We start from the raw sequence: 24,500 nt of genomic DNA, 5'->3' as shown, positions 1-24,500 counted from the left end.
GTGACCGACGGTGAGGACGACGTGAACGACGACGTCCCCGTCGAGGGTGCCCGCGCGCGCCCCGACGACGATCGAGACGAGCAGCAGGACGTGGACCAGGAACGGACCGACGACGAGCCGGACCGCACGCTCCGCCCGGAGCTGCAGATGACGAGCCCGCAGGCGATCAGCCTCGGCGACCCGCGGTTGCAGGCCGGCAACGCGGCCGAACCGACGTGGGACGGCTGGCGCACCCAGCTGACCGGTGTCGGCGGCACGAGCCCGCTCACGCACTTCAGCGACCACCCGCGCGCCCGCATCGAGCTCTCGACCACCCACCCGGGCGGTCTCGCGCAGTTCATCACCGGCAAGACGACCCTGCTGTCCAGCCTGATCCGCGACGAGGTGGCGCTCCGTGCCGCCCGCGTGGCCGCCGGACACGTCGAGGCGAAGGGCACCGAGCTCGCCACCGTGCGCGGCATCGACGCGGTGAAGCTCGGCATCGGCATGGCCGACTGGAAGCACGGCGACGAGCAGTTCCGCGGCCCGGTGCTCCTGCGCCCCCTGGCGATCCGCCGGCACGGACGCGACTTCGAGGTGCGCCTGCTCGGCGAACCGGTGCTCAACCCGGGCCTCGCCGACGCGCTGCACGAGCAGTTCGGGGTCATCCTCGACGCGCAGTCCTTCGTGGCCCTCGCGCAGCAGGACGGCTCCTTCACGCCGAACCCCGTCATCGACCGCCTGCGTGGCCTGACCGCGCACATCCCCGGCTTCTCGGTGCACGCCCGACTCGTGGTGTCCACCTTCGCCGAGGTCGCGACCGGGATGGTCGAGGACACCGGCGACCTGTCGCACCCCGTGCTCGACGCCCTCGCCGGCAACCCGAGCGCGAAGTGGCAGGTCGAGCAGTCCTACCACCCGGTCGAGCAGACCCCGTCGGACGAGCGCAGCCCGGAGACCGACACGCTCCTGCTCGACGCCGACGACGAGCAGGAGAACGTGATCGCGCAGATCACGGCCGGCAACTCCATCGTCGTGAAGACCCTTCCAGGCACCGGTGGCACCCAGACCATCGTGAACGCCCTGGGCGGCCTGGTCGCCGCGAACAAGCGCGTGCTCGTCGTGAGCCCGCGCCGCGCGACCCTGCGGGGCATCGCCGCCCGCTTCGGTGAGGTCCAGCTGCCCGGGGTCGCGGTCACGCCGTCGACCCTGCGCCGCGACGTCGTCCGTGCCATCGCCCGGAACGAGAAGGCCGCGCGTCCGAACCTCCGCGAGGTCGACGACGCACTGGTCCGCCTGCGCAAGGTGCTGAAGGACTACCGCGGGTCGCTCACCCGCAAGGACCCCGACTTCGGCGTCTCGGTGCTCGACTGCCTGGTGGAGCTGTCGCGCCTGTCGCTGCTGCCCGTCGCCCCGTCGACCACCGCGCGCCTGTCGAAGCAGTCCGTCGCCTCGATGGTCGACGGCCGTTCGCGCGTCGCCGAGACGATGGTCAGCGCCGCGAACCTCGGTGAGTTCCGCTACGGCCCCGACGACTCGCCCTGGTACGGCGCGAAGTTCGGTTCGAGCGACGGTGCCCAGCGTGCGCACCGCATCGCGAAGGACCTCGACGCCGACGGCCTGCCGACCCTGCTCCGCCGCGCCCACGACCTGGTGAGCTCGACGCACATGCGCCAGTTCACGACGATCAACGAGCTCGGCATCTACCTGCGCCTGCTCACCGAGATCCGTGACACGCTCGACCGCTTCCTGCCGGTGGTCTTCGACCGCTCGGTGTCCGAGCTCGTGGCCGCCACCGCCCCTCGCGGTGAGGGCGCCCCGATGTCGTCGACGAACCGTCGCCGGCTCAAGAAGCTCGCCCGCGAGTACGTCCGTCCGGGCGTGCACGTGTCCGACCTGCACGAGGCCCTGACCCGCGTCCAGCAGCAGCGGGTGCTCTGGCAGCGCTACGTCGCCGCCGGCGTGAACCCCGAGGTGCCCACGGGCATCGCCGACGTCCAGGTCCTGTTCTCGAACGTCGCCGAGGACCTCGCGCGCCTCGACGAGCCGCTGGGCCGCACCGAGCGTGACCGCCAGCTCGCGAACACCCCGGTCGACCAGCTCGTCCCGACCATCGCCGAACTCGCGGCCGAATCCGACGTCCTGCACAACCTGCAGGAGCGCACCGAGCTCATGCAGACCCTTCGCGACCTGCAGCTCGAGCCGCTCATCACCGACCTGGCGAACCGGCACGTGCCGGACGTGCAGGTGCCGGCCGAGCTCGAGCTCGCCTGGTGGCAGTCCGCCCTCGAGACCATGCTCGAGTCCGACCGGGCCCTGCTCGGCGCGAACACCGACATGCTCGACCGGGTCGAGGCCGACTTCCGCCTGGTGGACGACGCCCACGCGGCCGGGGTCTCCCAGGGCCTCGCGTGGCAGCTCGCCGAGAACTGGAAGGTCGGTCTCGTCGACTGGCCCGAAGAGGCGACGGCGCTCAAGACCCAGCTCCGCGACGGCGCGATCACCTCGCGCCTGCTGCAGGACTCCGCACCGCACCTGTCCCGGTCGATCGCACCCGTCTGGCTCGCCAGCCCGTACGAGGTGCCGCAGATCGCCGACACGATGCCCTTCGACACCGTGATCCTGGTCGACGCCGGCGCCGTGACGATCGCCGAGACCGTCGGCGCCGTCCGTCGTGCCCGGCAGACCGTCGTGTTCGGTGACCCGGTCACCCAGACGCCGTCGCCGTTCCGCATCGCCGTGGACCCCGAGCACCGGGCGCTGCAGGTCGACGAGGGCACGCTCGACGCGTTCCACGCCGACTCCGCCCTGGCGAAGCTGTCCACCCTGCTGCCGACCCTGTCGCTGTCGCGGTCGTACCGCGCCGGCGGCGAGGACCTCGCCGAGCTCGTGAACCGTCGGTTCTACGGCGGCAAGATCGAGTCCCTGCCGTGGGCCGGCTCGTTCCTCGGCCACGGGTCGATCGCGCTCGACTACGTCAGCGACGGCAAGGCCGTCCCGGACCCCGAGTCCGGTGCCGTCGAGAGCGTCGACGCCGAGGTGGACCGCGTGGTGCGGCTCGTCATCGACCACGCCCGCACCCGTCCGACCGAGTCGCTCATGGTCATCACCGCGTCGGCGAAGCACGCCGTGCGCGTCGAGCAGGCCGTGCTGACCGCCGCCCAGGGCCACAAGGACCTGACCGAGTTCGTCATCGGCGACCGTGCCGAGCCGTTCATCGTGGCGACGCTCGAGCAGTCGGTGGCGCAGAGCCGCGACCGCGTCGTGTTCTCCATCGGCTACGGCCGCACCCCGCACGGCCGTGTGCTGCGTGACTTCGGTCCGCTCGGCAAGCCCGGCGGCGAGCGGCTGCTGGCGGTCGCCATGACCCGCGCGCGTCGCTCGATGGTCATCGTCACCTGCTTCCAGCCGTCGGACATCGAGGCCGAGCGCATGGGCCACGGCACCGTCGCCCTCGCCGAGATCCTGGCCGAGGTGCGTGCCCGGACCACCGCCGAGTACGTGCCGGACGACTCCGACCCCCTGCTCGTCGACCTGGCCCGGCGCCTCGAGATGCGTGGCATCCCGGTGGCGCTCGGACACCGCGGCAAGCTCGGCCTCGTCGCCGCGCACGGCGGGGTGTGCGTCACGATCGAGACCGATGCGTCGCTGGTCAAGGGATCGCTGCGCGAGTCCCTGCGCCTGCGTCCCGAGGTGCTCCGCCGACTCGGCTGGCACTACGTGCGCGTGCACGCGTTCCAGCTGTTCTCCGACCCGGACCGCGTCGCCGACACCGTCGCCGCCGTGCTCGGGGTCGACCGCGGCGCCACGCAGGAGATCTCGATCCCGCCGATCCCCGCGCGCCGATGAGCCGCCGGGCCTCGCGGCCCGCGGGTCCGGTGACGCCGGAGACGGACCAGCTGGTGGGCACATGGACCCGGGCCGACGACGCGTCGTCAGCCGCGCCTCCCGGTCCGACAGCGTCGTCCGGACGCGAGACGGCGGACCAGCCGGGAGGCCCGGCGCGGCGCCGCAGACGCGTCACCACCCAGCCGGTGGCGGGCTACGACCCCGCTCCGCCGCCGGAACCGGCGCGGCACCGCGACGGTGAGAACGACGACCAGCTTCGACGCGACGTCCCCCCGCACTGGTAACCGGTAGCCTGGCCCGTGATGACTGACACCGCGCGACAGCGCCCCGACTGGCAGACCTGGCCGAACCTGATCACGCTGTTCCGCCTCGTGCTGATCCCGGTGTTCATCGGCCTCGTCGTCGCCGGACACCCGGGGTGGGCGCTCGTCGCCCTCGTCGTGATCGGCGTGAGCGACTGGGCGGACGGCTTCATCGCCCGCAAGTTCGACCAGGGGTCCAAGCTCGGCAAGGCGATCGACCCCGTCGCCGACCGCCTGGCCATCATCGCGATCGTGCTGTCCCTGGTGCTCGTCGGCCTGCTGCCCTGGTGGGTGGTGGCGGTCGTGGTGCTCGTCGACCTGGTGCTCGTCGTCCTGTCGAGCGTGCTGTTCCACGGCAACCCGGACCTCGACGTCACGTGGACGGGCAAGATCCGCTCGGCCCTGCTGTTCGTCGGGCTGCCGGTGCTGCTGTTCTCCGCGGTGCACACCGTCGACGAGAACGCACCGTGGGTCCGGGTCGTGGCCCTGGTGTTCGTGTACCTCGGCACAGCGGGCCACGTGCTCGCCGGCGCCCAGTACGCCGTCGCGATGTTCGCGAAGCGCCGCGCGGTCCCCGCCGCCTGACGGGGCCGCCCTCTCCGCAAAACACCGGTGTTCGCGCTGCGCACCGCGGTTTGCGGGTGTGCAGCGCGCGAACACCGGTGTCTTGCGACGGCTCCGGGGTTAGAGCTTCGTCGAGCCGCCGATGCCGGGCCCCTCGGGAGCGTTCGACGGGGCGATGTGCGCGCCCGCGCTCGTGGCACCGCCGGTCTGCGGGCGGAGCAGGTCGCGGATCTCGAGCAGCACCTCGACGTCGGTCGGGGGCACGTCCTGCGGGGTCTGCTCCTCGTCGTTCTTGACGCGCTCGAACGCCGCCTTCTTCAGGTGGTTGACGGGCACGACCAGCGCGAAGTACACGACCGCGGCGACGATGACGAAGTTCAGGACGGCGCCGATGATCGCGCCGAACTTCAGTTGTGCGTCACCGCCGGAGAACGTGGGGATTGCCACGACCAGCGCCTTGTCGAGGCTCGAGGCGTTGAACACCGCACCGATGAGCGGGTTGATCAGGGCGCTGACGATCGTGCTGACGATCGCGGTGAACGCCGCACCGATGACGACTGCGACGGCCAGGTCGATGACGTTGCCGCGGAGCAGGAACTCCTTGAAGCCCTTCATACGAGGGTCTCCTTCCGGTCGAGGACGGCCGCCGGGTGGCGACGCGCCCCAACCTATCCGGAGAGCGCAGGCCGCGTCAGGACGCGGCGGGCTTCGAGCCGCTGGGCTTCGACTCGGCCTTCTTCGCCGGCTCGGACTTCTTCGGCTCGGACTTCGCGGGGGTGCTCGACGAGCCCTCGGACTTCGGGGCCGGACGCGAGTCGGTGCGGTAGAAACCGCCACCGTTGAAGGTCACGCCGACGGGGGAGAACACCTTCCGCAGGACGCCGCCGCAGACCGGGCACTCCGTCAGGGTGGCGTCGGAGAAGGACTGCTTGATGTCGAACGCGTTGTCGCACTCGGTGCAACGGTACGAGTAGGTGGGCACGTCAGCTCCGGAACGTGATGATGCGCGATGGCGTGATGATGCCGTCAACGGGTTCGTCGTGGGGTTCGCGCGGGACCTCGTCGAGGTACTCCGCGTCGAAGATCACAGCATAGACGGGCGGGCGGTTCGCCATGGACCCGAGGGTCTTGTCGTAGTAGCCGCGGCCCCAGCCCATGCGGACGCCGTCGTGCCCGACCGCCGCCGCCGGGGCGAGGATCGCGTCGACGTCGTTGATCGCGAGCGGGGACAGGACCTCGCCGACCACCTCGGGCAGGCCGAGCAGGCTCTCGGTCTCGCTCTCGCCGTCGCCGACGGCCCAGTCGAGCAGCCCGTCCTCGCGGGTGACCGGCAGCAGCACGCGGATGCCCTGCCCGAACGCCCAGTTCAGGAACGGGCGGACGTTCGGCTCGTCCGGTGCGGACAGGTACAGGGCGAGGGACGTCACCTGGCGTTCCTCGACGAAGCGCTGCAGGGTCGCGGTCAGGGTCTGGGTGTCCGCGTCGCGTTCGGTCGTGGTCCGGGTGCGCCGCCGCTGCCGGAGTTCGGCTCGCAGGGCGCGCTTCTCGTTCCCGAGATCGGCGATCATGGGCAGGAGTCTACCGAGGGGGCACGGTTGCGGCTTCCCGCCGGGAACCCGCGGGGTCCCGTGTCCCCCGGAGCGACGACATGCCCTCGAAAGGGGGATCGGATACGGTCTGACCATGGGCTTCCAGATTTCGAAGGCGGTGATCCCGGCCGCAGGGCTGGGTACCCGCTTCCTCCCCGCGACCAAGGCGATGCCGAAGGAGATGCTCCCCGTCGTCGACAAGCCGGCCATCCAGTACGTGGTGGAAGAGGCTGTCGGTGCCGGGCTGACCGACGTGCTGATGATCACCGGGCGCAACAAGAACGCGCTCGAGAACCACTTCGACCACGTGTCGGAGCTCGAGGAGACCCTCCGCAAGAAGGGCGACCACGAGAAGCTGCAGAAGGTCAACCAGTCGACGGACCTCGCCGACATGCACTACGTGCGGCAGGGCGACCCGCTCGGCCTCGGCCACGCGGTGCTCCGCGCGAAGATGCACGTCGGCCGCGAGCCGTTCGCCGTGCTCCTCGGTGACGACATCATCGACGCCCGTGACCCGCTGCTCCAGCGCATGATCGAGGTCCAGGGCGAGAAGAACGCCACCATCGTGGCCCTGCTCGAGGTCCCCGAGTCGCAGACCCACCTGTACGGCATCGCCACGGTCGAGCCGACCGACACCGACGACGTGGTGAAGATCACCGGGCTCGTCGAGAAGCCCCCGCAGGGCGAGGCACCCTCGAACCTGGCCATCATCGGCCGCTACGTCATCCGTCCCGAGGTCTTCGACGTCCTCGAGAAGCAGGAGCCGGGCAAGGGCGGCGAGATCCAGCTGACCGACGCGCTCATGAAGATGGCGAGCGCCGAAGAGTGGACCGGCGGCGTGTACGGCGTCGTGTTCCGTGGACGCCGGTACGACACCGGTGACAAACTCGACTACATCAAGGCGATCGTGCAGCTTGCCTCGGACCGCGATGACCTCGGCCCCGACCTCAAGTCGTGGTTGAAGGAGTTCAACGCGGGCGAATAGTCGGCCATCCCGCTCGGGTCCGTCACATGACGGACCCGGGCGGGACACCCCGTCCGCACAGCGGCGGGACCCCGGAGGAACCCAGCGATGACGACGATCCCGACCCTGTCCCACGGGCGGGTCACCATCCGGCCCCTCCGGCTCCGCGACACCCGCGACCTCGACGCGGCACTCGCGACGAACCGCTCGTGGCTCCGCACCTGGGAGGCCACGAACCCCTCCGGACACGTCTCCACCGACGTCCGGGGCAGCATCCGCGCGCTCCAGGCCAACGCCCGCGCGGGACTCGGACTCCCGTTCGCGATGGAGCTCGACGGCCGCTTCGTCGGTCAGCTCAACGTCTCCGGCATCTCCTACGGCTCGCTCGCGAGTGCCTCCATCGGCTACTGGGTCGTGGAGGACGCCGCCGGCCACAACGTGACGCCGATCTCGGTCGCCCTCGCCGTCGACCACTGCTTCCGGTCGCTCGGCGTGCACCGGATCGAGATCTGCATCCGGCCGGAGAACGCCCCGAGCCTGCGCGTCGTCGAGAAGCTCGGCTTCCGGTACGAGGGTCTCCGTCGCCGCTACATCCACATCAACGGGGACTGGCGCGACCACTTCTGCTTCGCGCTGGTGGCGGAAGAGGTCCGCGGCGGCGTCCTCGAGCGCTGGGTCCAGGGGCAGGTGCCTCCCGGTGTGGGGACCGTGCCGGTCGCCGCACGCGACGAGGCGGCGATGCCGCTGGACACGACGCCCCGCATCTGACGAGCCACCGCTGACGGCCTGGAGGCGCGGCTCGCCCTCCGCAGATTCGGCCCCGACACGCGCAACACGCGTCCGGCAATGACGCGGCGCGGGAACGGCCGCCCCTACCGTGTTCGCATGGCAGGAATCGGCTCGTGGGGTGGCGGCATCGTCCTGCTCGTCGCGGCCGTCCTCTGGCTCGTCTACCTGATGCCGTCGTGGGCCGCCCGCCGTCAGTACCTGGCCACCGAGCGGAACGCCATCCGGCTGCAGCAGACCCTCCGGATCCTCGCGCAGACCGCCGAGCTGCCGGACGAGGTCCGCATCGAGATGAACGCGAAGTCCCTCGCCCAGGCGCAGCGCGTCGCCCGGTCCGAAGAGGCCAAGCGCACCGCCATCGTCCGAGCCCACGAAGCGGCGCGGCAGCGTGAGATCACCCGCCGCCTGGCCGAGCAGGCCCCGGTGCTCGAGCGGGCGTCCGCCGTGCCGGCCCTGACCGCGATGCGCATGCGCCGTTCCCGGCTCGGGGCGACCCTGTTCGGCACGCTCGGCATCGTCGTGGCCCTCGTGGTGTTCGTCGCGGCACCGTCGCTCTGGCTCGTCGGTGTCGCAGGCCTCGTCGCCGCCGGTGGGTCCGCAGCGGTCCTGGCCCAGCTGCACCAGGTGGCGACGGCGCGGAAGCAGCGTCTCGCGGCCGGCGAGACGGGCGCGACCCGCGCCTCCCGGCCGGCCACCGCCTGGACCGACCCGGCCCCGCCCCTGTCGACCGAGCAGCCCGCTGCACCCGCTGCGGACCGCTCGTGGACCCCGAACCACGTGCCCAAGCCCCTCTACGTGGAGCGGCCGAGCGCACCGGCTGCATCGCCCGAGTCGTCGGCGGAACTCGCCGCGCGGTTGAAGGAGCGCGTCGCCGCGGCCAAGGCGGAAGCCGAGGCCGAAGCGGCGGCGATCCGCGCGGGGGAGTCCGACCCGTCGCTGGCGCGGGTCTCGCGGATGCGACCCGAGCTCGAGGAAGCTGCGGCATCGCTGTCCGCGCACGACCAGGGGCGTCTGGCCGAGCGGCTCGGGCTGCGGGCGCCCGCTGCTCCTGCTGCCGCTGCTCCCGCTGCCGACGAACCCGCCGCTCCGGCCGGTCCGCCGAGCAAGTGGGCCGGCATGGGGGTCCTCGACGACGACGCCTACCAGCAGGCCGACCTCGACGCGATCATGCGACGGCGCCGCGCGGTCTGACCCGCGGCACGCCCGACGGGCCACCTGCGATTTCGGCTGGGCCGACCGAGGGTGCTAGTGTGATCGAGCACTTGGGGCTATGGCGCAGTTGGTAGCGCGTCTCGTTCGCAATGAGAAGGTCAGGGGTTCGAATCCCCTTAGCTCCACCAGGTAGCAACACGAACGGCCCGGAACCCACAGGTTCCGGGCCGTTCTGCCGTTGTCGGGCTGTTCGTCGTGCGTCAGCCCGCGATGCTCTCCGTCAGCACGCCGGACTGCGCGAAGGTGGTGTGGATGGCGTTCGCGGCCTGCTCGAAGGCCCGGTTGCCGCGCGAGATGCCGAGCGCTCCGCCCTTGATCGCGGACTTGCCGGAGCCGCGCAGCAGCCGGGCGACGGTGCGGCCGTCCGGGGCGATCATGATCTGCACGTCCAGGCGGGTGTGGAACGTGCGGTCGTTCGCCATGCCGCCGATGAGCAGCGTCAGGCCGAGGCTGCCGCGGGTCGCACGGAGGGCGCCCTGCTCGGCGTCGTCGACGGTGTAGCCCTCGCGGGACAGGGCCTCGCGCACCTGTGCACGGGCGGTCTCGGGGTCGGTCGCGACGAAGAAGTCGTGGCTCTCGGGCATGTGTGTGTTCCTTCCGAACGGGTCCGCTGGGACACGGAGGACGCTCGCCCCCGAAGACGATCATGCCGTGTCGGAACGACGGAGGTGTCGCTTACGCTGGTCGTGTCATGACTGCCTCGATGAACCGCCGCGCACTCCTGTCCCTCGCCGGCGTCGCCGGGATCGGGCTCGCCGTCGCGGCGTGCTCCTCCGGCAGCGACAAGGGCGGCGACTCGGGCAAGGGCTCGGGCGGCGGGCGTGGGAGCTCCGGTGGAGACGCCTCGTCCGCACCGACCGCGAAGCCCGTCGCGAAGTCCCTCGCTCCGGCGCAGGTCCCGCTCGTCGGTGGCGTCACGGTCACCGTGGCGGGGACCGGACTCGCCGCCGTCAAGGGCGTCACCGTCGGCGGAGTCGCGGCGCGTGACGTGCAGGCCACCGCGTCGAAGGTGACCTTCACGGCCCCGCACCAGGCGATGTACACGGCCGGCGACGCCGACGTCGCACTCTTCACGTCCGCGATCGAACCGACCCCGTCGGCGAACCAGTCCTCCGACGGCAACGGCAGCGCCGCGAACGACGGGCAGAGCGGCGCCACCCAGGACACCGCGACCGCATCACCGACGCCGACCGCCGCAGCGACGCCCGCTGCGGGCAGCGCGGTCGCCTCGACCACCCTCGCCTACGCCGCACTGACCGACGTCGACCGGCAGCTCGCCTACGCGATGCGGTACTGGAAGGACTACAACCTCGCCGAGTACGGCACGATGAACCCCATCGGCGGCGACTGCGCGAACTACGTCAGCCAGACGCTCATCGCCCGTGGGTGGGAGCAGCGGTCCGACTGGTACAACCGGGCCGCCGGTGCCGAGCACAGCGCGACGTGGACCTACTGCCCGACGATGGACCCCTGGCTCGCGGACAACGCGGGCGAGTTCGGGCTCACCCGGCGTTCCTCGGACGAGCGCGACAAGGTCAAGGTCGGCGACATCGTGTTCTTCGACTGGAACGCCAACGGCTCACCCGACCACACCACCATCGTGTCCGAGGTCTTCACCGAGCCCGACGGCACCATCCGCATCAAGTCGGCGAGCCACAACCAGGACGGCCCCTACCGCGACCTCGACGAGATGATCACGGTGCAGCACCCCGGCGGATCGGCCTGGTTCCACACGTTCGACGCGTAGCGCTGTCCAGGCCCGCAAGACACCGGTGTTCGCGCGTCGCACCGCGGTCTGCGCGTGTTCAACCGGCGAACACCGGTGTCCTGCAGAGTCGACGACCAGCACCGCTCACGGGTACCCGAGGAACCACAGCAGCACGATCGCGACCGGCTGCAGGCACACCCCGACGACCAGCCACGTCACCGCCCGCCGCCGCGTCCCCACGAACACGTCCGACCCGAGCAACGGCGCCATCGGCATGAGCAACCGCGGCAACGACTGCTGCGGCAGGAACACCGCCACCAGGTACAGCCCGTAGGACGCCGTGAACGCGAGTACGTCGGTGCCCAGGGCCCGGGTGCTCCTGCGCGAGAAGAACCACACCGCGCCGGCGAGCACCACCACGACGAGTCCGATGCCGAGCGGCCCGAGCCACGTCGACGCCATCGTGAACCACGGCGTCAGCGGCGCGAAGTGCCGGCGGCCGACGAACCCCACCCACCACGACAGCTCGGTGTCCAGGTACGCGTTCGGTCGCCCGGTCACGGCCGTCGCGATGACGGGCCACGCCAGTCCCGCAGCCGCGACGACCATGCCGGTCACCACGATCGCGATCCGGTCGCGCCACGGGAACGCGTCCTGCTGCCGGCGCCAGGCCACCCACCGCAGGACCAGGTGCACGGCCAGTGCCAGCGCCAGCGCGAGGACCCCGGGCTTCGTGAACGCCGCCACGACACCGAGCGGGGCGATCAGCCAGTACCGTCGCCGGACCAGGGCGAGCAGGGCGCCGAACAGCAGCACGAGCAGCAGACTCTCCGCGTAGGCGACCTGCAGCAGGAACCCCGTCGGCGCGAACGCGAACAGTGCGGTCGCCCAGCGGGCCCGGTGCGAACACCCGACGGCGAGCACCAGCCGGTACAGCAGCACGCAGGCGCCCGCTCCGGCGATCGACGCCACCAGGACCCCGGCGACCCAGAACGACGCTCCGGTCAGCGTCATCACGACCCGCACCACCGCGGGGAACACCGGCAGGAACGCCCACGCGTTCGGCAGGACGTGCCCGGAGTCATCGGTCGGCAGCGTCGCCGGGTACCCGTGCTCGGCGATGATCCGGTAGAACGAGGCGTCCCACGAGCCCGAGAACGTGAAGAACGAGGGATCCTGCCGGTACGAGGCGAACGGCCAGCCGTTCGCGGTCGCCAGCAGGTACACGGTCGCCAGCAGCACGGTGCTGACCACCCGCGAGCCCGCCCAGATCAGCAACGGTGCGGTCCAGGCGCTGCGCCGTCCGGTCAGCAGGCTGCGGAACCCCCGCCTGGAGGCCCGGCTCGCTTCCGTCACGTTCGTCACCCGCCCGATCCTCCCAGACCGCGGGCCGCGCCCCGCATCGCGGGCCGTCCCGCGTCCGCCGCGAGGCAACCTGTGTGCATCGTGAGCAGGAATGGTCGGGTCCGTCTGCCGGACCCGACCATTCCTGCTCACGAAGTGCGGGCCTCCCGGCTAGCGCCCCGTGACCGCGCGACGGATCTGCTCGATCGGCACCTTCGGCGACCGGTCGGCGTTGAGCAGGCCGTTGGTCTCCTGCATGGTGTCGGTGAGCTGCGTGTAGCAGGACCCGGCGAGGAACGAGCTCGCACGGATCGCGTCGTACAGCGCGGTGATGCGGGCGACCCAGTCGTCGCCGTCAGTGGCCGACGTGTAGCCCCAGCCGTCCTCGCGCTGGACGCCCGGCTGGTAGTTCACGCCCCCGAACTCGGTGAGCATGACCGGCTGGCCGAGGTCCTCGGCGCCGCCGACCAGGATGCGGCGATCCGCCGGACCGATGCCACCGAGGAGTCGAGCCCGTGCGGTCTCGTCCGCGTAGGTGGCCGCGAGCCGGGGGCCGTCGCCCTCGTAGTCGTGGATCGTGACGATGTCGGAGTTCGTGTGCTCCCACCCGTCGTTCGAGATCACCGGACGCGTCGGGTCCAATGCCCGCGTGACGTCGGCGAGGGCCCGGGCGTAGGCCTGCTGGGCCGGGTCGGTGGCGATGTGCTGCACGCCCCAGCTCTCGTTGGCGGGCGCCCACGTGACGATCGACGGGTGCGAGGCGTCACGCTCGACGGCGTCCATCCACTCGCGCATCAGACGCTGCACGGCGCGGGGGGAGAACGCGTAGGCGCCGGGAGCCTCACCCCACACCATGAGTCCGAGTCGGTCGGCCCAGTACAGGAACCGCGGGTCCTCGATCTTCTGGTGGTTGCGGGCCGCGTTGAAGCCGAGCTCCTTGATGAGTTCGACCTCGCGGCGGAGTGCCTGGCGGGACGGGGCGGCGATGTGCGACTCGGGCCAGTAGCCCTGGTTCAGGACGCTGCGGACGTCGTGGCGTCGGCCGTTGAGCAGGAACGCGCCGCCGTCGACCCCGACCGTCCGGATCCCGAAGTAGCTGGCGACGGCGTCGAGCGCGCCCGTGCTCGCAGTCGTGGCGTTGCCGGCACTCGGCAGCAGCGTGACCGTGGCGTCGATCAGCCGGGGCGTGTCCGGCGTCCAGTGCAGCTCGTCCTCGGCCTGCCCGTTCGTCTGCCGCGCGATCGGCACGACCACGTCGAACTCGTCGCCGGTCTCGCCGACGGTGGTCTCGATCGTGGCGAGGTGCTCGTCGCGGTCGTCCCAGCGGGCCTCGACGCGCAGGCGCTCGCCGCCGGTGCGGTGACCGTCGAGCCGGACCGTCAGGCGCATGGTCGCGTGGTCGACGTTCGTCCAGCGCAGGGACGCGATCGAGGCGGTCGGCACGGCCTCGAGCCAGACCGTCTGCCAGATCCCGGTGGTCCGGCGGTACCAGATCGCGTGGGGGTCCTCGTGCCAGTCCTGCTTGCCGCGCGGCTGGGTCAGGTCGTGCGGGTCGTCCTCGGCGCGGACCACCAGGGTGTGCACGGCGTCGGGGTCGGCGGCCAGGGCTTCGGTGACGTCGAAGGAGAACGGGGTGTGGCCGCCCTCGTGTCCGCCGATGAACTGCCCGTCGATCCAGACGCGGGCACGGTGGTCGACGGCGCCGAAGTGCAGGACGAGTCGAGGGGCGCCGTCGCCGAACCCGGCGGCGTCGAGCTCGGAGCGGGTGATCGCACGGGAGTACCAGACCACGGGGTGGAAACCGGGCTCGTCGATGCCCGAGGCCGGGGACTCGGGCGGGAACGGGACGACGATGTCCCGTGCGTCGGCGAAGCCCGTGTGCCAGGCGGGGTCGTCGCCGTCGTTCCGGAACGACCACGTGCCGTCGAGGTCGGCCCACGCGGTGCGGAGCATCTGCGGCCGGGGGTACGTGCCGTCCTGCCGCGAAGCGAGGGGGAGGCCGGGGGCGGAAGCGGAGTCAGGTGCGGCCACGGTGCCGTCGAGCGTGCTCATGCGTCCATGCTCCCGTGCCGGTACATCGTTGTAAAGAGGGAGCCGGGATTGCGCGGAACAGGTTCGGCGGGGCTCTCGTCGAGCGGTCGCTCAGTCGATCGCGGCGTCGCGGGTGAGCACCATGACGTCCATCCGTCCCTGCTGGACGACCACGCCGTGCTGGTTCCGCAGCGCCACCGCCCGCTCGACGATCCCGGTCGTGCCCGAACTCGTCAGCCGGGTGCCCAGGACCTCGACGGTGCAGGTCACGGTGTCCCCGATGAACACGGGCTCGGTGAAGCGCCACTGGTCGATCCCGAGCAGTGCCACCGCGGACCCCTCGAACACGCCCGTGCGCGCGATGAGCCCGAGGCACAGCGAGGTGCCGAGCAGCCCGTGCACGATCCGCTGCCCGTACCGGGTCTTCCCGGCGAACTCGACGTCCGTGTGCACCTGGTTGTTGTCGTTCGTCCACGAGGCGAACGACACCACGTCCGCCTCGGTGATGGTGCGCCCCGGTGTGGTGAAGGTCTGTCCGGCAGCGAGGTCCTCGAAGTAGTGCGGCACGGCCCGATTCTCGCACCCGGTCAGAGTCGGGCGAGCAGCTTCCGCGATCGGTGCAGGCCCTGCGCACTGGCCGCCCGCTCGGTCGTCGCCAGGACCCCGTACCCGAACGTGTCCTCGCCGTGCTGCGCTGCCACAGCGGCCAGCCCTCGGTACGCATCGGCTGCGTGCGCGGCGTCGAGCGTCTCGCCCAGGGTCTCCTGCACCCGTCGCAGCCGTCCGAGCCGACGCTTGCCGACGTCGGGCAGGTCCCCGGCCGCCTGCAGCGCGTAGCGCAACCGGCGCGCGGCCTTCCGGACCTCGTGCAGGGTGTCGAGGTCGTCGCTGGGATCGCCCAGCAGCCGACCGACGCGTGCTCGCTCGTGCCGGATGCGCCTGGTGACGAACGCGGCTGCGTCGTCGTCCGCGTGCGGGCCGGCCGGTGCCCGCAGCAGCAGGTCGTCGAGGGCGTCGAGCGTCCGGAACCAGGCGTCGGAGCGCAGCGCTCGCCGGAGCTCAGCAGCGGTGACGCTGCGACGTTCCGCGGTCGCCGAACCGATGCGGTCCAGGGTCTCGGCGTCCACGTACCCGTCGGGGGCTCGTGCCGCCGACCGGGACAAGCCGGCGTGCAGCACCTCGGCGTCGCGAGCGGTCCCGGCGACCCGACCGGTCTGGGCCAGGGCGGCACGGAGCTCCTCGGTCGCCCGGCGGTCGAGGGCGCCGCGGAACGCCGCGAGCACACTCCGCAGGCGGCGCAGCACCTTCCGCAGGCGGCGCAGCACCTTCCGCAGGTCGTGCACGGCCTCGGGCTCGTCGGCCCGTACCCGAGGGTCCACCGCGACGAGGTCACGCCGCAGGGCATCGAGCACCCGCAGGACGAACCCGGCGGCGGTGTCCGGCCGGGGGCGCTTCGCTCGGCCGCGTCGTTGCTCCGGGGCGGGCTCGGGGCCGCGGGGGAGCGGAACCGACGCGACGTCCACGGGATCGGTCGCCGCGTCGTGCAGCGCTCGTTCGGCCGCTCGAGCCGTGGCGCCGTCGCGTCCGTCGTCCGTCAGGGCCCACCACCGCGACGACCGCAGCACGGTGGTGTCCGGGTCGCCGTCGTCCACGCGCACGTCGGCGACCTCGGCCCGCACCCGGCCGTCCCCGCCGCGCAGGGTCACGAGCGTCGTGGTGGTGTCACGGACCAGGACCGTCCGCAGGGGACGACCACGCAGGAACACCTCGACGGCGTCTCGTGGGGGATCGTCTGACACGCCCCCGAGCGGCTCCGGGCCGGTCCCGTGCCCGCCCCGGTCGATCGTCCAGTCGCCGTCCGGCGAGCGTGTGAGCACGACACCCTCGGCGGCCAGCACCCGGTCGTCGGAGTCCCACACCGTCTCGCGCACCGTCACCGCTTCGTGACGGCGTACGTCGGCGGCGAACGGCTCGAGTGCGGGGAGCCTGCGGTCGTCGAGGATGCGCCAGGTCCGGCGGGGGTCGGGGAGCGCAGGTGCGGCGTCAGCGGCGGAGGCAGGAGCGGCAGCGGATCGGGGCATGCCGCAAGTGTCGTCCGACGCGCCCGTGTCAGACCGGGGGCAGCGGGGTTCTGTGGACGGAGTCCTGCCCGGGGTGTCCTGTGGGGGACTCGGCACCTCGCCAGGCCCCGGCGCGTAGGTTCCGCTGCATGAGCGACGGAGCACCCAGCGCCCCCGACACCCGCGCAGACCACAGCGCCCCCGACACCACGGCCCCCACCAGCACGCCGAGCGACCGCGACCTCGAGTCCTGGATCGCCGACCGCCGCTGGTACGCCTCGAAGGGGTCCGTGCCACGCCTCCGGACGATCTCCACCGACGACGGGACCCGGCTGGTGCTCGACGAGGCCCCCGCGGTCCCCGTCCTCTACCAGTCACCGATCACCAGCGACGCCGACGGCGCGATCGTCGACGCCACCACCGACCTCGCGTGGGTCTCGGCGCTCGCCGCACGCATCGACGGGGCACCGGACAGCCTCAGCCCGATCGGCCGGGTCACCGCTGCCCGCGTCCTGACGGGTGAGCAGTCCAACACGTCGGTCATCTGCGACACCGAGTCCGGGGACCGCGTCATCATCAAGGTCTTCCGCGTGCTGCACCACGGCGACAACCCCGACGTGACCACGCAGCTCGCCCTCACGGCGGCGGGCAGCACGCGCGTGCCGCGGGTCTACGGCGCCCTCCGCGCCGACTGGCCCGACGTCGGACGCCCGGACGGCACGGCGACGGGGCACCTCGCCTTCGCCCAGGAGTTCCTGCCCGGGCTCGACGACGCCTGGCGCGTCGCCCTGCAGGAGGCGCAGGCCGGCACCCCGTTCGGTGACCGCGCCGAGCAGCTCGGCACCGCGCTCGCCGACGTGCACATCACCCTCGCCGGCGCGCTGCCGACGGAACCGGCCGACGCGCCCCGACGGGACGCCGCCGTCGCCACGATGCACGCCCGACTCGACACCGCCGCCCGCGAGGCCCCGGCCGTCGCCGACCACGTCGACGCCATCCGCGCGGTCTACGCCCGTGCCGCTGACGCGACGTGGCCGGATCTGCAGCGCATCCACGGTGACCTGCACCTCGGACAGGTCCTGTCGGCACCGGACCCCCGCGGGTGGGTGTTCCTGGACTTCGAGGGCGAGCCGCTCCGCCCCCTCGACGAACGCTCGCTGCCGGACGTCACCCTGCGCGACGTCGCGGGCATGCTGCGCTCCTTCGACTACGTCGCGGGCGCGCTGGCACACGATGCCGAACCGGTCGACGCCGCCTCGTGGGCAGCCGAGGCGCGAGCCCGCTTCCTCGAGGGCTACCAGCAGGGGACCGGCGCGGACCTCGCCGTCCACAGCGCGCTGCTCGACGCCTTCGAGCTCGACAAGGCGGTCTACGAGGTCGTCTACGAGACACGCAACCGACCCGACTGGGTCGGGATCCCGCTCGCGGCCGTCGCGCGCCTGGTCGGCGACAGCGGGGCCTGAGCGCGACCCACGGACGCCACGGGAGGCCCGTGGCGACACCGCCACGGGCCTCCCGTCCGTCACCGGGTGACGTCGTCTAGTTGACGGGACCCGTGTACTTCTCGCCCGGTCCGGCACCGATCGGGTCCGGGATCGCCGACGCCTCGCGGAAGGCGAGCTGCAGGGACCGCAGTCCGTCGCGGAGCGGACGGGCGTGGTGGTCGCCGATCTCGGTCGCGGCGGCGGTGACCAGGCCGGCCAGCGCGGTGATGAGCTTCCGCGCCTCGTCCAGGTCGGTCTGTTCCTGCGGGTCGTCGGCCAGGCCGACCTTCACGGCCGCGGCACTGAGCAGGTGCACCGCAACGGTGTTGATGAGTTCGACCGCCGGCACCTCCGCGATGTCCCTGGCGGCGTCGATGCCGGTGTCGTCGATCGGGGTGTCGCTCACGGTGCTCCTCTGCTAGGCTTGCTCGCGGCAGATGCTGTCCGTGTGCCGTCAGTTCCTCGACAACACCCGGACGGTGTCACGAAAGAGGAGTCTCTCCCACCCGCGGCCGCGTTCCACCAGGCTACCGGGTCACCACCGCTCCGCGAGTGCACGTGTTGTGCTCGTCGGTCGGATCCCACGGATCCGATGCAGGGCGGCTGCCGAACGGGTCGACATCCCGTGCGTCAGATCTCCTCTCTCGTGCTGTCGTCCAGGGCAAACGCCCCGGACGGCCACCACCTGATTGAAGGAGCTCCGCATCACCGATCCCCGTACCAACGACCGAATCCGCGTTCCCGAAGTCCGACTCGTCGGTCCGCAGGGTGAGCAGGTCGGCGTTGTCCCGATCGCCATGGCACTGCGTCTCGCGCAGGAAGCCGAACTGGATCTGGTCGAGGTCGCGCCGAACTCGAAGCCGCCCGTGGCCAAGATCATGGACTACGGCAAGTTCAAGTACGAGGCCGCTCAGAAGGCCAAGGAAGCTCGTCGCAACCAGGTGAACACGGACCTGAAAGAGGTCCGTTTCCGCCTGAAGATCGACGTGCACGACTACGAGACGAAGCGCAAGCGCGCCGAGGGGTTCCTCCTCGGTGGCGACAAGGTGAAGGCGATGATCCTCTTCCGTGGCCGCGAGCAGTCGCGTCCGGAGCAGGGTGTCCGTCTCCTCCAGAAGTTCGCGGAAGAGATCGCCGAGTTCGGTGTCGTCGAGTCGCGTCCGACCCAGGACGGCCGCAACATGACGATGATCATCGCCCCGCTCAAGAACAAGTCCGACGTCAAGGGCGAGCAGAACGCCAAGCGTGCTGCACAGAAGGCCGAGCGTCGTGCCACCGAGCACGCCGCGAAGGGCAAGGACGAGGCCGAGGCCGGTTCCACGTCCGAGGCAGCCGCGGAATCCACGGACGCCGCGGCCGAATAGGTCCCCGGACCGACCCCGCAACGACGCGGCCCCCCATCCATCCCACGGAAAGGCACCACCATGCCCAAGCAGAAGACCCACTCCGGGTCGAAGAAGCGCTTCAAGGTCACCGGTACCGGCAAGATCATGAAGCAGCAGGCCGGTATGCGTCACAACCTCGAGGTCAAGAGCTCCAAGCGCAAGGCCCGCCTGAACGAGGACCAGGTCCTCTCCAAGGGTGACGCGAAGAACGTCAAGAAGCTCCTCGGCCACTGAGCCCCGCAGATCGTAAAGGAATAGTGCAATGGCACGAGTAAAGAGAGCGGTCAACGCCGCCAAGAAGCGCCGCGTCATCCTCGAACGCGCCGAGGGCTACCGCGGCCAGCGTTCGCGCCTGTACCGCAAGGCCAAGGAGCAGGTCACCCACTCCCTCGTCTACGCGTACCGCGACCGTCACGCGAAGAAGGGCGAGTTCCGTCGCCTCTGGATCCAGCGCATCAACGCTGCGTCCCGTGCGAACGGCCTGACCTACAACCGCCTCATCCAGGGTCTCAACCTGGCCGGCGTCGAGGTCGACCGTCGCATCCTCGCCGACCTCGCGGTGAACAACCCCGAGACCTTCACCGCGCTCGTCGAGACCGCGAAGAAGGCCCTCCCGGCCGACACCTCGGCCCCGAAGGCTGCGTAGTCAGTTCTTCTACTCGCGAAACCCCCGCCGCACGGCGGGGGTTTCGTCGTTCCTAGACTTGGGTCGTGAGCGATCTCCTCGAGAACCCCCGTGCCGGACGCGTGAAGGCCGTTGCGGCCCTGGCCAAGAAGGACGTCCGGGCCGAGACCGGCCTGTTCCTGCTGGAAGGGCCCCAAGCGGTCCGCGAAGCGCTGGAGTACGCCCCGGAGCTCCTGCGCGAGCTCTACGTGACGCCGACCGCCGCTGCCCGATACGGGCTCGACGACGCGCCGGTGGACACCTGGTTCGTGACCGAGCAGGTGCTCGACGCGATGGCCGACACGGTCACCCCGCAGGGCGTGGTGGCGGTGTGCCAGCAGTTCCCGACGTCGGTGAAGGACGTCTTCCCGGACCGCGCTGCGACCGCCGCCGACCAGGAGGCCCGAGATGCGTACGACGAGCAGGCCGCGTTGCCCGGACTGATCGCCATCCTCGAAGAGGTGCGGGACCCGGGGAACGCCGGCACGATCATCCGGGCCGCCGACGCGGCCGGCGCCGACGCGGTGGTGCTGACCGGACGCTCGGTCGACCCGTACAACCCGAAGGTCGTCCGGTCGACGACCGGGTCCCTGTTCCACGTCCCGGTGTCCGTCGGCGTGACCCTGGCGGACACGATCGAGCGGGCGAAGGCCCTGGGCTACACGGTGCTCGCGGCGGACGTCTCCGGCGACGACCTGCCGGTGGTCCGAGCCGAGGGGATGCTCGACGGACCGACCGCGTGGGTCTTCGGCAACGAGGCCCGCGGACTCACCGCCGACGACCTGGCGCTCGTCGACCGGGCCGTCAAGGTGCCGATCTACGGGCAGGCGGAGTCGATGAACCTCGCAACGGCCGCGTCGGTGTGCCTGTACGAGTCGGCCTTCGCGCTCCGGAGCTGACCCTCGTCCCTCCCCAGGCCGTCGTCGGCGTCGGCCATCCACCGTCCGCTCGGTGCAGGTGGGTGGTATCCCGACGGCCGGTAGGCTTGGGTCTCGTGTCAGAACCTCTCGAGATCAGCGAATCGGCCGTCGCCGACGCGGTGGACGCGGCCCTCGCCGCCGTCCGTGCCACGACGACGGTCGCAGAACTGAAGCAGGCCAGGGCCGAGCACACCGGTGAGCAGTCACCGTTGGCGCGGATGAACGCATCGATGCGCAGTGTGCCGCCGGAGCAGAAGGCCGCGGCGGGCAAGCTCGTCGGGCAGGCCCGTGGGCGGGTGAACGCGGCGATCGCCGAGCAGGAATCCGTCCTCGCGGTGGCCGAGGAGCGCGCGCGGCTCGAAGCCGAGCGCGTCGACGTCACCGCGTTGCCGGTCCACCGCGCCACCGGCTCCCGCCACCCGCTCTCGCTGCTGAACGAAGCCGTCGCCGACATCTTCGTCGGCATGGGGTGGGAAGTGGCAGAAGGCCCCGAGCTCGAGCACGAGTGGTTCAACTTCGACGCGCTGAACTTCGACCAGGACCACCCGGCCCGGGCCATGGCGGACACGATCTTCGTCGAGCCCGTCGACCGGCACCTGGTCATGCGCACCCACACCTCACCGGTGCAGGTGCGGTCGCTGCTGTCGCGTGACCTCCCGCTGTACGTCATCGCCCCGGGTCGCGTCTACCGCGCCGACGAGCTCGACGCCACGCACCTGCCGGTCTTCACCCAGGTCGAGGGCATCGCGATCGACAAGGGCCTGACGATGGCGCACCTGCGCGGCACGCTCGAGCACTTCGCCCGGCAGATGTTCGGCGCCGAGGCGCAGATCCGGCTTCGCCCGAACTACTTCCCGTTCACCGAGCCCAGTGCCGAGATGGACGTCTGGCAGCCGAACGCCAAGGGTGGCGCGCGGTGGGTCGAGTGGGGTGGCTGCGGCATGGTGAACCCCAACGTCCTGCGTGCCGCCGGCATCGACCCGGACGAGTACCAGGGCTTCGCGTTCGGCATGGGCATCGAGCGGACACTGCAGTTCCGCAACGGCCTGAACGACATGCGTGACTTCCTCGAGGGCGACATCCGCTTCTCGCAGCAGTTCGGAACGGTGGTCTGATGCGCGTCCCACTCCGTTGGCTCGGTGAGTCCGTCGACCTCCCCGAGGACGTCACCCTCGAGCACGTCCACGCGGCGCTCGTGTCGGTCGGCTTCGAGGAAGAGGACGTCCACACCTTCGACTTGACCGGACCCATCGTGGTCGGTCGGGTCCTCGAGCGCGTCCCCGAGCCGCAGAAGAACGGCAAGACCATCAACTGGTGCCAGGTGGACGTCGGCGAAGCCGAGCCCCGCGGCATCGTCTGCGGCGCGCACAACTTCGACGTCGGCGACCTCGTCGTCGTCACGCTGCCCGGCGCAGTCCTGCCCGGGCCGTTCCCGATCGCAGCCCGCAAGACCTACGGGCACGTGTCCGACGGCATGATCGCCTCGGCCCGCGAGCTCGGGCTGGGCGACGAGCACGACGGCATCCTGCGCTTCGCCGACCTCGGCATGGACCCCACCGTCGGTGCCGACGCCATCGCGCTCCTCGGCCTCGACGACGCCGCGGTCGAGATCAACGTCACGCCGGACCGCGGCTACGTGCTCAGCATGCGCGGGGTCGCCCGTGAGTACGCGCACGCCACCGGAGCGAGCTTCCACGACCCCGTCGACCGCGTCGCGCCGCGTACGGCCGAGGGCTTCCGGGTCACGATCGACGACCAGGCCCCGATCCGGGGTCGGGCCGGAGCATCGACGTTCGTCACGCGTGTCGTGCGCGGGATCGACCCGGCCGCGAAGACACCGTCCTGGATGGTGTCGCGCCTGTCGCTGGCCGGGGTGCGCTCCATCTCCCTGCCCGTCGACATCACGAACTACGTCATGTTCGAGCTCGGCCAGCCGCTCCACGGCTACGACCTGCAGGCCGTCGTGGGCGGCCTCGGCGTGCGCCGGGCGGCCGTTGGCGAGACGCTCGAGACCCTCGACGGCACCGTCCGGAAGCTCGACCCCGAAGACCTCGTCATCACCGACGACGACGGTCCCGTCGGCCTCGCCGGCGTCATGGGCGGAGCCCGCACCGAGATCTCGGCGAGCACGACCGACGTCCTGATCGAGGCCGCCGGGTTCGACCAGGTCTCCATCGCCCGCACCGCTCGTCGCCACAAGCTCCCCAGCGAGGCATCCCGTCGCTTCGAGCGTGGTGTCGACCCGCAGGTGGCCGAGGCCGCGGCGAACCGTGCCGTCGAGCTCCTCGTCGAGCTCGCCGGCGGCACCGCTGACGCCCTCGGGTCGACACTCGTCGACACCGAGCCGCGGGCGACCGTGACGATGCGGCTCTCGCGTCCGGCCGAGCTCGTCGGCGTCGAGTACACCGACGCCGAGGTCATCGACACGCTCCGCGCGATCGGCGCCACGGTCGAGGCCGACGGTGAGCAGCTCGCGGTCACCCCGCCCACCTGGCGTCCCGACCTGACCGACGACACCACCCTCGTCGAAGAGGTCGCGCGCATCGTCGGCTACGACCGGATCCCGAGCGTGCTGCCGGTCGCTCCGCCCGGTCGGGGCCTGACCCGGCACCAGCAGGCTCGTCGTCGGGTTGCCTCGGCGCTGGCCGCGGCGGGCCTGACCGAGGTCGTCACGGCGCCGTTCGTGTCCGCTGCCACGCAGGACGCCTACCCGGGGATCGACCCGCAGGGCGGACCGAGCGTCGTGCTCGCCAACGCCCTGGACAGCGAGCAGAACCTCCTGCGCCGCAGCGGCGTGCCGGCCCTGGTCGACGCCGCCCGTCGCAACGTGTCGCGCGGGCTCGTCGACGTCGCGCTCTACGAGACGTCCCGGGTGTTCCTGCCGGTGACGGGCGTGACGCTCGGCACCGACGAGGTCCCGGCGGGCGCCGCCCGGCCCGACCGTGCGACGCTCGAGGCGCTGGACGCCTCGCTGCCCGCCCAGCCCTTCCACGTCGCCGCACTGCTCACCGGCCACCGGGTCGTCAAGCAGCCGGGCACCACGGCGGAACCGTTCGGCATCGCCGACGCGATCGATGCGGCCCGCCAGGTCGCCTGGGCCGTCGGTGTCGAACTCACCGTCGCGCAGACGACCCACCCGTCCCTGCACCCGGGCCGCGCCGCGTCGCTGCTCGTCGACGGCACGGTCGTGGGCGTCGCCGGAGAGCTCCTGCCCGATCTGGCCGAGGCCGCCGTCCTGCCCCGCGTGGTGGCGGTCGTCGAGCTCGACCTCGACGCACTGGTCGCCGCGGCCCCGGAACTCGTCGCGGTCGCGCCGATCGTCTCCTACCCGGCAGCCACGCAGGACCTCTCGCTCGTCGTCGACGCCGACGTGCCGGCCGGTGACGTGCTGGATGCGGTGCGCTCTGGCGCCGGAGACCTGTTGGAGTATGCTCGGCTCGTGGATGACTACCGGGGCTCCGGCGTGGACGAGGGACAGAAGTCCCTGACGTTCGCCCTGCGCTTCCGTGCCACGGACCGCACGCTGACCGCTGCCGAGGCCACCGAGGCCCGTGACGGCGCTGTCCGACGTGCCGGCGAGCGATTCGGGGCGACCCTGCGCGACTGACCCACACGGGATCAGCACCGCCCGGGGTCGCCGCCTCCGACTCTCTCGACGA

22 protein-coding genes and 1 tRNA gene are annotated in these 24,500 nt (G+C 71.5%); 14 read left to right on the top strand and 9 right to left on the bottom strand.

Going from position 1 to position 24,500, the window contains the following annotated elements:
- Both ABRP24_RS01090 and ABRP24_RS01085 read left to right on the top strand, forming a co-directional pair.
- On the top strand, nt 1–3,828 hold the full coding sequence (locus tag ABRP24_RS01090) for an ATP-binding protein (protein WP_083404080.1): 3,828 nt from the start codon (nt 1–3) through the stop codon (nt 3,826–3,828).
- 302 nt (nt 3,829–4,130) lie between these two features.
- The gene (locus ABRP24_RS01085) at nt 4,131–4,715 is read left to right on the top strand and encodes a CDP-alcohol phosphatidyltransferase family protein (RefSeq protein ID WP_051596961.1); all 585 of its coding nucleotides are present in this window, start codon (nt 4,131–4,133) and stop codon (nt 4,713–4,715) included.
- Between the two features lie 99 nt (nt 4,716–4,814).
- Here ABRP24_RS01085 and mscL read toward each other — a convergent pair whose 3' ends face one another.
- The 3 genes from mscL to ABRP24_RS01070 form a co-directional block, all read right to left on the bottom strand.
- Nucleotides 4,815–5,309, bottom strand: a complete 495-nt coding sequence (gene mscL, locus ABRP24_RS01080) for a large conductance mechanosensitive channel protein MscL (protein WP_071244106.1) — start codon at nt 5,307–5,309, stop codon at nt 4,815–4,817.
- 76 nt (nt 5,310–5,385) lie between these two features.
- Complete coding sequence (locus tag ABRP24_RS01075; protein ID WP_027466562.1) at nt 5,386–5,676, bottom strand: FmdB family zinc ribbon protein; 291 nt, start codon at nt 5,674–5,676, stop codon at nt 5,386–5,388.
- A gap of 1 nt (nt 5,677) precedes the next feature.
- Nucleotides 5,678–6,262 carry a 5-formyltetrahydrofolate cyclo-ligase gene (locus ABRP24_RS01070; RefSeq protein ID WP_071244110.1) on the bottom strand — a complete coding sequence of 195 codons (585 nt, stop codon included), beginning with the start codon at nt 6,260–6,262 and terminating at the stop codon, nt 5,678–5,680.
- A 115-nt stretch (nt 6,263–6,377) separates the two neighbouring features.
- On the opposite strand from ABRP24_RS01070, the gene galU reads away from it, so the two are divergent.
- The 4 genes from galU to ABRP24_RS01050 all read left to right on the top strand — a co-directional run bounded on the left by galU (nt 6,378) and on the right by ABRP24_RS01050 (nt 9,373).
- Complete coding sequence (gene galU / locus ABRP24_RS01065) at nt 6,378–7,268, top strand: UTP--glucose-1-phosphate uridylyltransferase GalU (protein ID WP_027466560.1); 891 nt, start codon at nt 6,378–6,380, stop codon at nt 7,266–7,268.
- Between the two features lie 87 nt (nt 7,269–7,355).
- Nucleotides 7,356–8,015 (top strand): GNAT family protein, encoded by a 660-nt coding sequence (locus tag ABRP24_RS01060; RefSeq protein ID WP_349847779.1) that lies wholly within the window; start codon nt 7,356–7,358, stop codon nt 8,013–8,015.
- 117 nt (nt 8,016–8,132) lie between these two features.
- On the top strand, nt 8,133–9,224 hold the full coding sequence (locus tag ABRP24_RS01055) for a hypothetical protein (RefSeq protein ID WP_349847780.1): 1,092 nt from the start codon (nt 8,133–8,135) through the stop codon (nt 9,222–9,224).
- A gap of 73 nt (nt 9,225–9,297) precedes the next feature.
- Nucleotides 9,298–9,373: transfer RNA gene (locus tag ABRP24_RS01050), tRNA-Ala, on the top strand.
- A 72-nt stretch (nt 9,374–9,445) separates the two neighbouring features.
- On the opposite strand, the gene ABRP24_RS01045 is transcribed toward ABRP24_RS01050, so the two are convergent.
- Nucleotides 9,446–9,829 (bottom strand): hypothetical protein, encoded by a 384-nt coding sequence (locus tag ABRP24_RS01045; RefSeq protein ID WP_071405149.1) that lies wholly within the window; start codon nt 9,827–9,829, stop codon nt 9,446–9,448.
- Nucleotides 9,830–9,936: 107 nt separating this feature from the next.
- Here ABRP24_RS01045 and ABRP24_RS01040 point away from each other — a divergent pair, with 107 nt between their 5' ends.
- Entirely contained in the window at nt 9,937–10,992 is a 1,056-nt protein-coding gene (locus ABRP24_RS01040; RefSeq protein WP_349847781.1) for an amidase domain-containing protein, read from the top strand.
- Between the two features lie 105 nt (nt 10,993–11,097).
- On the opposite strand, the gene ABRP24_RS01035 is transcribed toward ABRP24_RS01040, so the two are convergent.
- The 4 genes from ABRP24_RS01035 to ABRP24_RS01020 form a co-directional block, all read right to left on the bottom strand.
- Nucleotides 11,098–12,318, bottom strand: a complete 1,221-nt coding sequence (locus ABRP24_RS01035; protein ID WP_301626735.1) for a hypothetical protein — start codon at nt 12,316–12,318, stop codon at nt 11,098–11,100.
- Between the two features lie 150 nt (nt 12,319–12,468).
- On the bottom strand, nt 12,469–14,349 hold the full coding sequence (locus tag ABRP24_RS01030; RefSeq protein WP_349847782.1) for a glycoside hydrolase family 2 TIM barrel-domain containing protein: 1,881 nt from the start codon (nt 14,347–14,349) through the stop codon (nt 12,469–12,471).
- A gap of 90 nt (nt 14,350–14,439) precedes the next feature.
- On the bottom strand, nt 14,440–14,895 hold the full coding sequence (locus tag ABRP24_RS01025) for a MaoC/PaaZ C-terminal domain-containing protein (RefSeq protein ID WP_027466555.1): 456 nt from the start codon (nt 14,893–14,895) through the stop codon (nt 14,440–14,442).
- 20 nt (nt 14,896–14,915) lie between these two features.
- Nucleotides 14,916–16,409, bottom strand: a complete 1,494-nt coding sequence (locus ABRP24_RS01020) for a CHAD domain-containing protein (RefSeq protein ID WP_349847783.1) — start codon at nt 16,407–16,409, stop codon at nt 14,916–14,918.
- A gap of 128 nt (nt 16,410–16,537) precedes the next feature.
- On the opposite strand from ABRP24_RS01020, the gene ABRP24_RS01015 reads away from it, so the two are divergent.
- Nucleotides 16,538–17,851 (top strand): phosphotransferase, encoded by a 1,314-nt coding sequence (locus ABRP24_RS01015; RefSeq protein ID WP_349847784.1) that lies wholly within the window; start codon nt 16,538–16,540, stop codon nt 17,849–17,851.
- Nucleotides 17,852–17,927: 76 nt separating this feature from the next.
- On the opposite strand, the gene ABRP24_RS01010 is transcribed toward ABRP24_RS01015, so the two are convergent.
- Nucleotides 17,928–18,278, bottom strand: a complete 351-nt coding sequence (locus ABRP24_RS01010; protein WP_027466553.1) for a DUF1844 domain-containing protein — start codon at nt 18,276–18,278, stop codon at nt 17,928–17,930.
- Between the two features lie 283 nt (nt 18,279–18,561).
- Between ABRP24_RS01010 and infC the strand changes: the two genes are divergently transcribed.
- The 6 genes from infC (at nt 18,562) to pheT (ending at nt 24,448) form a co-directional block, all read left to right on the top strand.
- Entirely contained in the window at nt 18,562–19,236 is a 675-nt protein-coding gene (infC, locus tag ABRP24_RS01005) for a translation initiation factor IF-3 (protein WP_081827403.1), read from the top strand.
- A 60-nt stretch (nt 19,237–19,296) separates the two neighbouring features.
- Entirely contained in the window at nt 19,297–19,491 is a 195-nt protein-coding gene (gene rpmI / locus ABRP24_RS01000; RefSeq protein WP_017887976.1) for a 50S ribosomal protein L35, read from the top strand.
- 28 nt (nt 19,492–19,519) lie between these two features.
- Entirely contained in the window at nt 19,520–19,903 is a 384-nt protein-coding gene (gene rplT / locus ABRP24_RS00995) for a 50S ribosomal protein L20 (RefSeq protein ID WP_017887975.1), read from the top strand.
- Nucleotides 19,904–19,968: 65 nt separating this feature from the next.
- Nucleotides 19,969–20,820 carry an RNA methyltransferase gene (locus ABRP24_RS00990; RefSeq protein WP_349847785.1) on the top strand — a complete coding sequence of 284 codons (852 nt, stop codon included), beginning with the start codon at nt 19,969–19,971 and terminating at the stop codon, nt 20,818–20,820.
- Between the two features lie 95 nt (nt 20,821–20,915).
- Nucleotides 20,916–21,956: a phenylalanine--tRNA ligase subunit alpha gene (gene pheS / locus ABRP24_RS00985; protein WP_027466550.1), complete on the top strand. Its 1,041-nt coding sequence runs from the start codon at nt 20,916–20,918 to the stop codon at nt 21,954–21,956.
- Nucleotides 21,956–24,448: a phenylalanine--tRNA ligase subunit beta gene (pheT, locus tag ABRP24_RS00980; RefSeq protein WP_349847786.1), complete on the top strand. Its 2,493-nt coding sequence runs from the start codon at nt 21,956–21,958 to the stop codon at nt 24,446–24,448. Before pheS ends, pheT begins: the two co-directional genes overlap by 1 nt.
- Nucleotides 24,449–24,500 lie beyond the last annotated feature (52 nt).

It is taken from the genome of Curtobacterium sp. WHRI 8282 (genome assembly GCF_040223925.2).
Taxonomy (GTDB): Bacteria; Actinomycetota; Actinomycetes; order Actinomycetales; family Microbacteriaceae; genus Curtobacterium; species Curtobacterium flaccumfaciens.
The sequence above is the reverse complement of the archived record's forward strand: the minus strand, read 5'-3'. Positions and strand labels throughout refer to the sequence as shown.

Coding starts and splice junctions, on each gene's coding strand:
- ABRP24_RS01085 (WP_051596961.1), top strand. CDS start 4,131: ATGACTGACACCGCGCGACAGCGCCCCGACTGGCAGACCTGGCCGAAC.
- mscL (WP_071244106.1), bottom strand. CDS start 5,309: ATGAAGGGCTTCAAGGAGTTCCTGCTCCGCGGCAACGTCATCGACCTG.
- ABRP24_RS01070 (WP_071244110.1), bottom strand. CDS start 6,262: ATGATCGCCGATCTCGGGAACGAGAAGCGCGCCCTGCGAGCCGAACTC.
- galU (WP_027466560.1), top strand. CDS start 6,378: ATGGGCTTCCAGATTTCGAAGGCGGTGATCCCGGCCGCAGGGCTGGGT.
- ABRP24_RS01060 (WP_349847779.1), top strand. CDS start 7,356: ATGACGACGATCCCGACCCTGTCCCACGGGCGGGTCACCATCCGGCCC.
- ABRP24_RS01055 (WP_349847780.1), top strand. CDS start 8,133: ATGGCAGGAATCGGCTCGTGGGGTGGCGGCATCGTCCTGCTCGTCGCG.
- ABRP24_RS01045 (WP_071405149.1), bottom strand. CDS start 9,829: ATGCCCGAGAGCCACGACTTCTTCGTCGCGACCGACCCCGAGACCGCC.
- ABRP24_RS01040 (WP_349847781.1), top strand. CDS start 9,937: ATGACTGCCTCGATGAACCGCCGCGCACTCCTGTCCCTCGCCGGCGTC.
- ABRP24_RS01030 (WP_349847782.1), bottom strand. CDS start 14,349: ATGAGCACGCTCGACGGCACCGTGGCCGCACCTGACTCCGCTTCCGCC.
- ABRP24_RS01020 (WP_349847783.1), bottom strand. CDS start 16,409: ATGCCCCGATCCGCTGCCGCTCCTGCCTCCGCCGCTGACGCCGCACCT.
- ABRP24_RS01015 (WP_349847784.1), top strand. CDS start 16,538: ATGAGCGACGGAGCACCCAGCGCCCCCGACACCCGCGCAGACCACAGC.
- rpmI (WP_017887976.1), top strand. CDS start 19,297: ATGCCCAAGCAGAAGACCCACTCCGGGTCGAAGAAGCGCTTCAAGGTC.
- rplT (WP_017887975.1), top strand. CDS start 19,520: ATGGCACGAGTAAAGAGAGCGGTCAACGCCGCCAAGAAGCGCCGCGTC.
- pheT (WP_349847786.1), top strand. CDS start 21,956: ATGCGCGTCCCACTCCGTTGGCTCGGTGAGTCCGTCGACCTCCCCGAG.